The 13,043-nt window shown below is 53.9% G+C and carries 12 protein-coding genes; 4 read left to right on the top strand and 8 right to left on the bottom strand.

Annotated elements, in window-relative coordinates; genetic code table 11:
- Positions 1-252: 252 nt before the first annotated feature.
- From C162_RS14240 to C162_RS14255, 4 genes are all read right to left on the bottom strand, one after another.
- Positions 253-1,485 carry a hypothetical protein gene (locus tag C162_RS14240; RefSeq protein WP_036695151.1) on the bottom strand — a complete coding sequence of 411 codons (1,233 nt, stop codon included), beginning with the start codon at positions 1,483-1,485 and terminating at the stop codon, positions 253-255.
- A 16-nt stretch (positions 1,486-1,501) separates the two neighbouring features.
- Positions 1,502-1,873 (bottom strand): hypothetical protein, encoded by a 372-nt coding sequence (locus C162_RS14245; RefSeq protein ID WP_036695152.1) that lies wholly within the window; start codon positions 1,871-1,873, stop codon positions 1,502-1,504.
- A gap of 167 nt (positions 1,874-2,040) precedes the next feature.
- Positions 2,041-2,442: a hypothetical protein gene (locus C162_RS14250; protein WP_036695153.1), complete on the bottom strand. Its 402-nt coding sequence runs from the start codon at positions 2,440-2,442 to the stop codon at positions 2,041-2,043.
- Between the two features lie 3 nt (positions 2,443-2,445).
- Complete coding sequence (locus tag C162_RS14255) at positions 2,446-2,850, bottom strand: hypothetical protein (RefSeq protein WP_036695154.1); 405 nt, start codon at positions 2,848-2,850, stop codon at positions 2,446-2,448.
- Between the two features lie 156 nt (positions 2,851-3,006).
- Between C162_RS14255 and C162_RS14260 the strand changes: the two genes are divergently transcribed.
- Complete coding sequence (locus C162_RS14260) at positions 3,007-3,771, top strand: SGNH/GDSL hydrolase family protein (protein ID WP_051493498.1); 765 nt, start codon at positions 3,007-3,009, stop codon at positions 3,769-3,771.
- A gap of 48 nt (positions 3,772-3,819) precedes the next feature.
- Here the strand turns inward: C162_RS14260 and C162_RS14265 are convergent, their stop codons facing one another.
- Positions 3,820-4,917, bottom strand: coding sequence for a glycosyltransferase family 2 protein (locus tag C162_RS14265; RefSeq protein ID WP_036695155.1), 1,098 nt, complete (start codon positions 4,915-4,917; stop codon positions 3,820-3,822).
- 185 nt (positions 4,918-5,102) lie between these two features.
- Here C162_RS14265 and thiD point away from each other — a divergent pair, with 185 nt between their 5' ends.
- The gene (gene thiD, locus C162_RS14270) at positions 5,103-5,915 is read left to right on the top strand and encodes a bifunctional hydroxymethylpyrimidine kinase/phosphomethylpyrimidine kinase (protein WP_036695156.1); all 813 of its coding nucleotides are present in this window, start codon (positions 5,103-5,105) and stop codon (positions 5,913-5,915) included.
- Positions 5,916-6,185: 270 nt separating this feature from the next.
- Here the strand turns inward: thiD and C162_RS14275 are convergent, their stop codons facing one another.
- The 3 genes from C162_RS14275 to C162_RS14285 all read right to left on the bottom strand — a co-directional run bounded on the left by C162_RS14275 (position 6,186) and on the right by C162_RS14285 (position 8,617).
- A complete protein-coding gene (locus C162_RS14275) occupies positions 6,186-7,091 on the bottom strand; it encodes a hypothetical protein (RefSeq protein ID WP_036695157.1) in 906 nt (301 codons plus the stop codon).
- Between the two features lie 74 nt (positions 7,092-7,165).
- Positions 7,166-7,696, bottom strand: coding sequence for a GNAT family N-acetyltransferase (locus tag C162_RS14280; protein WP_235218430.1), 531 nt, complete (start codon positions 7,694-7,696; stop codon positions 7,166-7,168).
- Between the two features lie 99 nt (positions 7,697-7,795).
- Complete coding sequence (locus C162_RS14285; RefSeq protein WP_036695158.1) at positions 7,796-8,617, bottom strand: AraC family transcriptional regulator; 822 nt, start codon at positions 8,615-8,617, stop codon at positions 7,796-7,798.
- A 135-nt stretch (positions 8,618-8,752) separates the two neighbouring features.
- Here C162_RS14285 and C162_RS14290 point away from each other — a divergent pair, with 135 nt between their 5' ends.
- Entirely contained in the window at positions 8,753-11,866 is a 3,114-nt protein-coding gene (locus tag C162_RS14290; RefSeq protein ID WP_036695159.1) for a glycoside hydrolase family 2 TIM barrel-domain containing protein, read from the top strand.
- Positions 11,867-12,040: 174 nt separating this feature from the next.
- Positions 12,041-13,015 carry a phosphotransferase gene (locus C162_RS14295; RefSeq protein ID WP_036695160.1) on the top strand — a complete coding sequence of 325 codons (975 nt, stop codon included), beginning with the start codon at positions 12,041-12,043 and terminating at the stop codon, positions 13,013-13,015.
- Positions 13,016-13,043: the final 28 nt, after the last annotated feature.

Raw genomic sequence — 13,043 nt, forward strand, 5'->3', positions numbered from 1 at the left:
CGCACGCGGTGAGACCGATTCAAGATCATGGACCTGGGAGAACAGTGTCAAAATCCTGGAGCGGACGGCTGCCGCCTTTTTAAGCGGGAACAGTGCGGGGAAAACACGCTTCAAACGCCCTTTTGCAGAGAACGGTTAGGCAGTTCCGAAGAACGAAGATGATAGACAAAGTAGAATAGCAAGGCAAAACAGGCCCGGCTTGGAGGAACCAGCTGGACCTGTTTTTATGAATATAAACCGCTCCCTTCCCTCTCAATTGCCGAAAATAACATCCTGTTTGTTCAGCCGCGTATCATTCCATACCGCAGCCAGCGTATCCGGGAAAATAGTAGCCGCCGTAATATAGTCCCCAATCAGCTCAGTCGGAATCGGAGAATTGCCGTTCGGATTCGTGGATACATCCGAGACTCTCCGGTTCGCGAAGGACAAGCCGCTGTTGATAGACTCCGCTACAAACACATCCAGCAGGAAGCCGTCCAGCCGGTTCGTATAGTAGATTACACGCACCGTTCCCGTGGAAGGCGATACCGTGATCGAAGGTGAGAAATTCTGTGATCCGGGCGGAGCCCCTGTAATGCTCACCGGCTGGGACCACAGCAAGCCGTCCGGGGAACGCGAGAAGAAAATATCAGCATAACCAAGCCGGAAATCGTTCCACACCGCATAGACAAAACCCGCAAGAGGGCCGTCCGAGATATCTGCTCCAAGCGCTAAATTCGTCTGTACGCGGAAGTTATAATTCGGAACAGGCAGCGGACTGGGCACGGGAACAGTACTCGCAAGAAAAGTCGCTCCCCGGGTGACCGGGGGACTGAAGCTGACTCCCCCGTCCTGGGAGACACGGATATAGGCATACTTTGGCCCAGGACCAAGCTGGATATATCCCACATAGACCTCGCCCGCCAGTCCGACAATGAGTGCCGCCCGTTCCAGATCTCCCCGGGGATCAGAGATACGCTGCGGCGGCTCCCAACTAAGCCCCTGATCCACAGAACGCTGGAAAAAGATCGCAGCATTCGTTCCCAAATAGAACAGCGGGGTATAGCCTATATATGCATTGCCTCGGTAAGGGCTCGACGGTGAACGGTCTACAGCAAGAAAGGGTTCATCATTATGGACGTACAGGCCATAACCCCGCTGAACGATAACAGGGGGATTGAACGTCAATCCGTTGTCAAAGGTGGTGTACGTTGCAATCGTCCCGTCTTCAAATTCATTGAAAAAGTGGACAGCAACGATAAAGGTATTGGGAAAGGTATAGTCAATGGTCGGCGCTTCCGCGCTCATGAAGCCCGGTGCCTGCGGCAAAATCGTGGAAGACCAAGTGGCCCCTCCGTCCACCGACCGGTAGAATCCGGTCAGAGCCGTTCCGGTACTGGAATCCACCGCTACCGCACACAGAATGTTGGGGTCCAGCTCATTTACCGCAACAGACGGCTCGATATGGTTCCCTGGCAATCCGGCTGTAATGTTGACGTTCGCCAACAGACATCACCCCGTTTCAAGTATTAGTAATGGTCAAGCGGTCAATGTAGGTAAGTTCTGGCTGAAGAATTTGCCCGATATTGTTGCCTGCGGCGTCTAGTAGAAATACATTTACAATAGTGTTCACCGCACTGTAAAAGTTAATCTGGGCTTCATAGTAGTTCGCAGCGTTTACCGAATACGTCTGGACCAACAACTGTTGGGGGTTCACTTGAAATAAAGCTTCTCCTACGGCTACCCGCGTGAAATTGCTGCCGAGAAAATGAAAAATCTGCAAATTAATATTAATCGCTACGATAATAGAATCATTCAGGCAGGAAATTTGAATCCGGTCGATATGTGACGTTCCGGCAGGCGGATTATAGACCGCTCCCGTTGTATAGGGCATAAATTCTGTGCTCCCTCCATTTTCCTACTTAATCGGTGCCTTCTCCTCCTTCCAAGCCGCGGACTCACTCCTCCATGTATATGTATCGCTTTATTTGTCCCATGAGCGAATAATAATTCTAGAGGAAGCGCCAAAAAAACCGGGGAGTGCCGCTCCCCGGTGTCAGGTTAAGATACAGATATGCCCGAGAATACCAGCGGACCGATGATCACCGGCGGATTCCCGGTACCGATAGCGGACACAACGAGAGCATAGCCGTAATAGCCTTCCGGAATACCGCTATCTGTAAAGGATAAATGAACGGCTTCATAGCTATCCCCGCTCCAGGGACTGGATCTTGCCGTAAAGATCTGCACCGCATTCCGTACAATGGTAAAAATCAGATTGGAGGCGCTGGCCGTGTTGTTCTGGAGGCCAATTGTCGCCTCAAGCAGAACCAGACCGTTCGCCCCTACAGACACCCCGAACTGTCCCAGAATCGTACTGTTAGGCAGCCTCCTTACGGGGAGTGAAGCGGATTGGCTGAAGCTGGACGGGACACTTTTACCGAAATCAATGATAGCCGCCATCGCTTACACCAGGGAGAGTCCCGAGAAATCTACGGGCCCTATCAGATTGGCAGAGTTCAGTGTAGAGGAATTCACTTGTGAAATCGTCAACGTATAAGCGAAATATCCTGCCGGGAAGTTAAAATCCACATAAGAGAAACTGAGCGGAGCATATTGGCTCCCGCCGGGTGCCGTTGCCAGCAGGGTAAACACAGGGGTTCCCGAACGCAGAATGGTGAGCAGCAGATTGGGATTGCCCAGCGTAGTCTGAACACCGACCGTGGCATTGAGCAGGACACTCCCGCCCAGTAAGGTGGCAAGCCCGAATTCGGTCAGCGTATAGCTGGAGGGGGACAGGGGAACAGGTATCGTGATCGATTGACTGAAGCTGGTAATTGCACTTTTGCTGAAATCAATGATTTGCGTCATCAAAGTGGCCTCCTGGTAACAAATTCCTTCTCCATTATTCTATGATGAATTCAGTCTGCTGACTGGACTAAGAAACCATGACATCTATACATAGGCACGGCTGCATGTATGGTTTACACTGATTGTATATACACTAGGGTTATCGGAGGCGGGAGCATGAACAGGAATGAGGAGCAGCAAGAGCCCATTGGGTCTCAGTTCAAATATATGGTCAGCGGCGATTCTATCTCCAAAGGCGTTGTGTATGACGAGACCAGAAGCAAGTATGTCATTCTGGAGGATAATTATGTATCTATGCTTCAGGGCAAGCTCAAGGGAGCTATGCGCAATACTGCCAGATTCGGCAATACGCTGATGAAGGGCTTCGGCAATCTGAAGCGGGATGTACTGAAGGAGAAGCCGGATGTGGTGCTGATTGAATACGGCGGCAATGACTGTGACTACCACTGGGGAGAGATTGCAAGCAACCCTGAGGCAGAGCATAGTCCTAAGACAGATTTTCCGGCCTTCGAGCGGATGCTGGTTGATATGATTCATTTCTTGAAGAACCAGGGCATCACGCCTATCCTGATGAGTCTGCCTCCGCTGAATGCGGACAACTACTTCAAGTGGGTCAGCGGCAACAATCCCGATTCCGAAGTGAACATTATGAAATTCCTCGGCAGCGTCACCAAGATCTACTGGTGGCAGGAGCGTTACAACTCCGCTATCATCAAGGTCGCTGAGAGCACCAAGACCAAGATTATCGATGTCCGTGGCGCCTTCCTGCAACAGCCGGATTACACCAAGTTCATCTGCCGGGATGGCATCCACCCTAACCGGGACGGCCACCGGATTATCTACGACAAGGTGCTGGAATTCATCCGCACGAGTGAACCTCAGCTCCTGCTGGAGCCGGCGGCAATGCCTGGACATCCTTAGACAATAATAAGCGCTCCCCAGCCTCGGCGGGGGAGCGCTTATTATTGCTCAGAGCTGCTGCAAGGAGACATACTTGTCGCCCAGAAGCTTCTGGAAGTAATTCCGGTTATACAGCATGCTGGGATGGCTGGGGGAATGAAGCAGCGCAGTCTCATTATACCGGTTGGCACGTTCATGCTGCCCCAGCCGGTCATAGCAGAGCGCAAGCTGCAGATTCGGAATCCAGGTGAAGAAGGCTTCATTCTTCATCGCCATGGATTCCGCCTGTCCGGGCAGCTGAAGCGCAAGCTCAAACCAGTAGATTGCCGGGTGAAGCTGGCCCTTCTCCAGATGCCAGGTCCCCAGCCGGCAGCAGCCCTCGGCACGCGGGGCATCATATTGCAGCGTACGGGTGACCGCAGTGAAGGCCGCTTCCTTGTCCCCCAGCGCTTCCAGGCATTCGGCCAGCCGCAGGCAGGCCTGAATATTGTCTTCAATCCAGCCCTGCCCGCCGCTGAGGAACAGCTCGTAATACCGGCAGGCCTCCCTGTGAATTCCGTGGTCACGCAGCTCATTGGCGTAATAATATTGATCGCGTGCAGAGAAGCTCTCCCCTTCCGCTTCCCTTTTGCGGTAGATCCGCAGATTACGGTCTGTGTACGCTTTATCCTTCTCATGGGTAACACAGACGGCACTTGCCAGCGACGGGCCGTAGACCTCCAGATATTCATGCACCGGACCGATCCAGCGGAACCCGCACGCCCGGCGGACCAGCCGGTTGCGCCGCAAGGAGGTCGTCACCCTCCCCTCCCCGTCAAAAGCGAGATTATACTGCATATTCACACTGTCCACGTGTTCCGGCAGCGAAGACTTCAGCTCCCTGAACAGCGCCTGATCCTCTTCTCTCAGATAGTCGTCCGCATCCAGCCAGAAGATATAATCCCGGGTCGCCTTGCTGAAGGCGTAATTACGGGCAGCGGAGAAATCCTCGATCCAGGTAAAATCGTAAATTGCAGCTCCGAAGGCACCGGCAATCTCCTTGGTGCGGTCTGCCGATCCCGTATCGACAAGGACGATCTCATCGACCAGCCCTTCCACAGAAGCCAGGCAGCGGGGCAGGCTCTTCTCCTCATTGCGGACAATCATGCATAAACTGATCTCAATCATGGCAGCCTCCTGAATAAAGAATCCACTAGACTACCATGATATGCAGTGCAGCAACCGGCAAACCCTTGCTCTCACCCAAGGGCTGCGGTGCGTTTTTGGAGCTTATACTTTTTTTGCGGACTAAGCCGATGATTTTTGTTATAATAAGCAGCATACTATTCATATACAAGAAGGGGACGTTACCTTTGTCAAAAATCATTAAGACATTAACCATTGCCGGCAGTGACTCCAGCGGAGGCGCAGGCATTCAGGCAGACCTCAAAACCTTTGAGGAATACGGCACTTACGGCCTTAGTGCCCTGACTACGATTGTAACGATGGACCCTGACCGGGGCTGGCATCATAATGTATACCCTGTCGATGCTGCCATCGTTGCCGAACAGCTCAAGACGATCTTCGCCGGCGGTCCTGTGGATGCCATGAAGACCGGGATGCTCGGCAGTGTGGAGATTGTTAAGGTTGCTGAACAGGCCCTGAAGAGCAACAAGCAGACCAATGTCGTGATCGATCCGGTTATGGTATGCAAAGGCGAGGACGAAGTACTGAACCCGGAGAGTGCGGATGCCATCCGCGATCTGCTGCTGCCGCTGGCTACGGTGGCTACTCCGAATTTGTTCGAAGCCGGAGTGCTCTCCGGTCTCGGCAAGCTGACTACGCTTGATCAGATGAAGGAAGCTGCCCGCCTGATCCATCAGCTGGGCACCCAGAATGTTGTCGTTAAGGGCGGCAAGGCGCTGGGCGGCGACAAGGCGATTGATATCTTCTTCGACGGCAGCGAATACCTGGTCCTTGAGACTGCGAAGATCGAGCCTGCCCATAACCATGGCGCCGGCTGCACCTTCGCCGCAGCGATTACCGGCGGACTGGCTAACGGCTTGTCGGTGAAGGATGCTGTGGTGAAGGCGAAGGATTTCGTATCCGCCGCCATCCGTAACGGATATGCGTTCAATGAATATGTCGGTCCTGTATTCCACGGGGGCTACCGTCTGGAGCAGTAAGGCCGAACGGGTAAGGCCGAACGGATAATCAAACAAGCTAACAACCAGCAGACAAAAACCTCTCTTCCAGGTGGCTGTAACCAGCCATGGAAGAGAGGTTTTTGTTATTTTTTCAAAAAGAATTTAGATCCAATTCCCGCTTAAACAACGGTCCGTTCGCGGAGCGTCCATCCAAGTGAACACGTACATCCTTCTCCAAACCAAAGGGGCGTCCCTAGCAGCCTTTTCATGGCTTTTGGGACACCCCCTTCTTTTTACTGCGTATCCTGCTTACTTAACGGGCGGCTCCTCCGCAATATGCTTCACGAACTCCAGCATCTTATCCTTGTCCTTGTCATTCAGGACACCGATAATGATCGATTTCGCATTATAATTGATTGGCAGCTCCGAGATGAAAGGGGACTTGAGAATATCCACACCGTACAGTTCATTCTTGCCCGTGTCCTCATTGACTCCCCACTGCATGCGGGTATCGTCTGCGGCAAGCTTCCCGTCCGCTGTGATCGGCTCCAGATTCTGGAATCCGGTCTGTCCGCCGATCCACTTGACGGTAGCCTCATCCAGCACGAGGATATCCGGCCGGTTCGCCGCCAGCTCCACGACTGCCTTTTGCATATAATTCATGTCCAGCGAGTCAGAGCCGTCGCCCGTTCTGGGCAGATAAGTCATCACCGTCTCCACCCGCTTCCACTGCGGGTAAGCCGCGATGATCGCCTTCTCCAGCTCCTCGGTCTTGCCGCTCGTATCCGTGACACCGAAGCTGCCGATGAACATAATCTTCGCATCCACGGGCGGCAGGGAAGCTAGATATTGTCGATGCTGGTAATTGTCATAGAGGGCCTTCCCGCCAAAAATCACCACCAGCAGCCCGATTATGCCGAGAATCACATGTGTTTTGTATAGCCGCATGAAGGTCTCCCACTTGCTCGCCGTACCGGAGAAACGTCCATACTTGGCAAGCCGGTCGTCTTCGGCCTCCTGGATCTCCTGCTCATCCCAGGTATCGAGAATCAGCTTGTACGCCCGGAAATCCGCTTCGTAAGCTGCTATCTCTTCCTCTGTGGTCAGTCCGCGTCTTCGCTTCAGGAGCAGGTCAAACCGCTTGTTCAGTTCCTCTCTGGTTACGGTTTCAGGTAATCCTAACTGCACATACGCTTGCTTCAGGTTCTCGTTCACATTGAATTCTCCTTTGATATGGATGATGCCATAATTCTATATTAACAGACTTCACCGTGTATTCTCCACTCGCGCTATAGGCGGGCAGCCGTGTCCGGTGTCTCCATCAGCAGGAACTCCATTTCGCTCTCCCCGTGCTGATGCACGAAGCTATGTAAAAGGACGAAGCCTGCCTTCTTATACAAGCGGACTGCCCTCAGGTTAAAAGCTGCCACCGACAATCTGAATCGCTTCGCGTCATACGTCTGCTCAGCAAACCTCATCCCCGCCTGCAGGAAAGCCAGTCCATGGCCCTGCCCCGTCAGATCCGGTCTTATCCCCAAGCCGATATCGAGGGCCGTTCCATCGAGGTAGAGTCCGCTCTCTATCCCTTCCCCCACCTGCGCGTTCTGCCCGTAACAGAAGAACCCGATCAACGCTCCGTCCGCAGCAGCTACGCTGAAATAAGAGCCATCCAGCAGCTCCTCGATATCCTCTGCGGCATCAGCCGCATCCAGCATGTTGTACAGGGTATATGGCGGCTCATATCTCCAGTTGACGATCTCTCTGGCCGCCGGCTCATCCATTAACCGGATCTGATAAGCTCTGTTCTGTCCTAGGATCACTATAATATCCCTCCGCTCTCTTGTTTTTTGAATTTGGTGGGCGTAAGCCCGGATGATAATCCAGATGTATAAATGCGCTGTCTCTAATTATAGCAGTCTCTAGTCCAATCCGTGCAGTCCTCTCCACTCTTCCGGCTGCATGCCGGTAATGCGTTTGAAGACAGCGCAGAAATAGCTGACATTCTCGAAGCCTGCCCGCTGGGCGATTTCATAGATCCGCTGCCCCCGGCTGCTGAACATCAGCTGCTTGCTCCGGTTGACGCGCTGCTTGTTAATGTAGGCCACCGGCCGTTCACGGACGGTCCGCTGGAACAGCCGGCACAGATACTGCGGCGAGACAGACGCCACCTCGGCCAGCTCCTTCAGCAGCAGCGGGCGGTGCAGGTGAAGCTCGATATATTGCAGCACCGGCTTCATCCGTGCAAGCTCGTTGTCCTCATTCGAGGCCGGAAGCAGGCTGCGCTTCAGATCCAGCAGCAGAGCATACAGCAGCTTGGAACGCTCCAGATTGTCCTGCAGCCCGCTTGCGGAGGAGAGGGTCAGCATCTCTTCCAGCGGTGCAAGAATGGGCTCAGCCCGCAGACGCCCGACCCCGGACTCGCGGATTCCGGCGTAGAGCAGCATCTGGGCCGCTTCCCTCCCGTTGAAGGAGATGAAGGCCAGCTCCCATTCCCGGCTAAGCGGAGTATAGGAATGAGGAACATCCGGGTAGAGGCAGAATAGATCACCAGCCTCCGCCGTATAGGTCTTGCCCCTGATATTCACTTCACCCTTGCCGCCTAGAACCTGGTGCAGCTGATAATCTGGAAAGCCCGCAGGCCGGATCATCTCCACCTGATGCTCCCAATACCCGATGGTCGTGGCATACAGCGGCAGCAGAAGCATATCTTCCATCTCGCAAAAGATCATCGTGCTATCCATAGCGGTCTCCTTCCAGATGCAATCTCGATTTGATCTGTTGTTTCATATTTTATTATATATGAAGAAAATCATTATATATACCCAGAACATTTTCCATCCTATAATATGAATATAACAATATAAGGAGATGTTAACTTGCGCAACAAACTCTCATATCAGCAGCCTGCCAACGGATATCCCGAATGGAACAATAATCCTGAGATTTTTCAATTGAACCGTATAGACGCCCATGCCTCCATGATGTCCTTCCCGGCAGCGGCCGACGCCCTGCAAGGGGATAAAGTCTCCTCATCCCGTTACCAGACGCTGAACGGTACGTGGAAATTCGCTTTTGCCGAGACACCGGATGCACGGATCAAGGACTTCTATAAGACCGGATACGACGCTGCCGGCTGGGCAGATATCGCCGTTCCTTCCCACTGGCAGTTCCAGGGATATGATTATCCCCAATACACCAATGTACGCTACCCTTGGGAAGTGTCCGAGCCGGATCTGAAGCCTCCTTTCGCTCCGACGGTATACAATCCGGTAGGCTCCTATATCCGTTCCTTCAGCGTTCCGCAGGATTGGGACGGACAACCTGTATTCCTCAGCTTCCAGGGTGTGGAATCGGCCTTCTATGTATGGGTGAACGGAGAACTCGCCGGATACTGTGAGGATACTTTCACACCGTCAGAATTCGATATCACTGCCTACCTGCTTCCCGGCGAGAACAAGCTGGCCGTCGAAGTCTACCGCTGGTGTGATGCGAGCTGGCTGGAAGATCAGGACTTCTGGCGTCTGAGCGGAATTTTCCGCGATGTCTATCTTTACACTGCGCCTCCAGTACGGGTAGCCGACTTCTTCGTCCGCACCGAGCTGGACAAGAGCTTCACCGATGCGGAGCTGCAAGTCGACCTTACCCTGGAGAACTATTATAACCGGGTCACTTCCGCACACTCCGTAGAAGTACAGCTCTACGACAGCAAGCAGCAGCCGGTATGGGCAGCGCCCGTATCAGCCGGATTTGCTTTTGAACAAGAGGGAACTCAGCTGCTTAAGCTGTCTGCAGCCGTGAAGAACCCGCTGAAATGGAGCGCAGAGAAGCCTAACCTCTACACCCTGCTGATTTCGGTGAAGGACGATCAGGGACAACTGCTGGAAGCGCTCAGCTGCAAGACGGGCTTCCGGACCTTCGAGATCCAGGACGGCCTGATGAAGATCAACGGCAAACGGATCGTATTCAAGGGAACGAACCGCCATGAATTCTCCTGCGATACCGGCCGTGCGCTCTCCAAGGAAGATATGATCACCGACATCAAGCTGATGAAGCTGCATAATATCAATGCCGTGCGTACCTCCCACTATCCGAATCAATCGGTATGGTACGAGCTGTGCGACGAATACGGTCTATATGTGATCGACGAGACGAACCTGGAGACTCATGGCTCCTGGCAATACGGGCAGAAAGAACTGCATGAGGGCAACGTTCCCGGCAGCCGCCCGGAATGGCGCGCGAACGTCATTGACCGCTGTAACTCCATGATGCAGCGCGACAAGAACCACACGTCAGTCATCATCTGGTCGCTTGGCAACGAATCCTTCGGCGGCGATAACTTCCTGGCCATGTATGACCACTTGAAGCATGCAGACCCGACCCGTCCGGTGCATTACGAAGGTACTTATCATTACAGACCTTCGGACGCGGCCAGCGATATTGAATCAACGATGTACATCAAGCCGGATGAAGTCGTGGAGTACGCACTCAGCAATCCGAAGAAGCCGTACATTCTGTGCGAATACAGCCATGCCATGGGCAACTCCTGCGGCGGCCTGCATCTGTACACCGAGCTGTTCGACAAATATGACAGCATCCAGGGCGGATTCATCTGGGACTGGGTGGATCAGGCCATCCGCACAACCACTCCTGAAGGTGTGTCTTATCTGGCTTACGGCGGAGATTTCGGGGAAAAGCCGCATGACGGCAACTTCAGCGGCAACGGCCTGCTGTTCGCGGACCGCAGCGTGACGCCTAAGCTCTACGAGGTGAAGAAATGCTATCAGAATATCACCATCACTGCCCTTGATCTGAAGAACGGAAGCTTCGAAGCCCGTAACAACTTCCTGTTCACAGATCTGGCAGACTATCAGCTGAGATGGTCGCTGGCTCTGAACGGCAAGGCGGCCCAGGAAGGACAATTGCCGCTCTCCGCAGCGCCTGGCGAAGCAGCCAGCTTCACGGTTCCTCTGGATTCAGCGCTGCTTGAATCGGACAAGGAAGCAGTGCTAACGGTGTCATTTGTTCAAGAGAACGCAACCGCCTGGTCTGAGGCCGCGCATGAAATTGCCTGGGAACAGTTCGTGTTAACCCCGTACATTCCATCCGGCAACCCGGATAGTTCAGGCAATACGCTACAGGTCAACGAGCAGGATGGCTTCCTGACCTTTGAGGGCAACGGCTTTGCGCTCTCCTTCGAGACTGCAACCGGCGCGCTTACTTCTCTGAAGTCCTCCGGGAAGGAGTATCTGCTGACATCGGCCAGACCTAACTTCTGGCGGGCCGTAACCGACAACGATCTCGGCAACAAGCATCCCGAGCGCTGCGCCGTCTGGAAGGAAGCCTCCTATGAGCGTCAGCTGGCCCGGTTCAGCTGCCGTGTGGAAGGCAATCTCGGCTTCGTAACCGCCGACTATCTGCTGGGTGCGCAGCCGCAGTCCACTCTGCGTGTGCATTACGAGATTCGCACAGATGGTTCTGTCGAGATTGTCCAGGAGCTGAACCCGGGCAGCAGCAGCCTGCCGGAGATCCCGGAATTCGGAATGGTCTTCGAACTGGACAGCAGTCTGGACACGATCTCCTGGTATGGCCGCGGGCCGCATGAGAACTATTGGGACCGCCAGACCGGAGCTCCGCTGGGACTCTACACAGGCAAGGTCAGTGAGCAGTTCACGGATTACCTCCGCCCTCAGGAATGCGGCAACAAGACGGATGTCCGGTTCGCTTCCGTTACCGCTGGTCGTGAAGGACACGGATTGTCTGTAGAAGGCGCAGTGCCGCTCGAAGTCAATGCACTACCTTGGTCTCCGGCCGAGCTTGAAGCCAGCGACCACGGCTACAAGCTGCCAGCCTCTGACAAGACCGTGCTGCGTGTCAATTACAAGCAAATGGGCGTCGGCGGCGACGACAGCTGGGGTGCACCAACCCATGAACAGTTCACGCTGCTTGCGGGCCGTCCGTATACCTTCAAGTTCAAGCTGACACTTGTGTAAGCAAGCATAAGATTTTCTGTATAGAGGGCAGTCCCGCAAGCCGTAAATTGGCTGGCGGGACTGCCCTCTTTTGGGCGAACAGGCTGGTGCAGATTTATCTTGATAATCCCCCCAAATCCGGCGAGAATGGAGTCATAATCAGTCTCTTATTCGGTCAGGTAAGGAGATATAGGTATGTCAGATACAGCCGCAAGAATCCGGGAGGAGATCCTGGACTCCATGACAGAACATTTCGGGATGCATGTCACTGAAGCGGTCCAGATTGATCAGGGCTTCCTGAATCTGAAGTGGAGGCTGGAGAGTGATCAGGGCCGTCTGTTCGTGAAGCAATACAGCAAGATCCGTTACCCTGAAGCGCTTACCCGCGGACTGGAGGTCTCCTTAAGCCATCAGGACCATCTATACCTGGAAGGCCTTCCTGTTCCGAAATTATTTTCACACGCGGGGAATTATGTCTTGAGAACGCCTTCACAGGAACGGTATGTGCTGATGACCCTGTGTGACGGGCACAATATTGCCCCCGGCTCGGCCACAGAGCGGCAGATGTATGCGCTGGGCAGAGTAGTCGGTCAGATGCACAAGCTGCTTAATACGCAGCCTGCTTCGTTGCAGCTGTACTGGGAGGTCCGCAGCCAAGCCTCTATGGTGAGAAACTGGGAGGCACGCTATCTTCAGGCAACCGCCCGGCAGAGCGAGGATACGATATCGGCGCTTGAGCTGCAGCGGAAGATCATCGACCGGATGGACACCGGCATTTTCGCGGATTGCGAACGGGGCTGGGGTCACCGGGATCTGTTCGTAGATAATATACTGTTCAGCACGGATCAGGTGGCGGCGATCCTGGATTTCGACAGGCTGCATTTCGTCTACCCCGAGTACGATGTAGCCCGGCCAATCCTATCCTGTGCGTTGTCTGAGGGAGGGATCAGGTTGGATCGGGTAAGAGCCTTTGTGACGGGCTACCGTGAATATACCCCCTTACCTGCAAGTACACTCATCCGGTCGCTGAAATTAACCTGGTGGAAGGAAGCCGAATGGATTGCGGTACCCGGGCAGGATGAATTCCCGCCGCTCGTCCGCTTCCGTCAGGAGAATCAGTGGGTCGCGGCTAACTGGGACCGCTTGAATGATATGTTCGCCGGGATCTGAGGAATCTAAAGAATTGGGATAGGGCCAT

The sequence above is a fragment of the Paenibacillus sp. FSL R7-269 genome, assembly GCF_000517865.1.
Taxonomy (GTDB): domain Bacteria; phylum Bacillota; class Bacilli; order Paenibacillales; family Paenibacillaceae; genus Paenibacillus_AQ.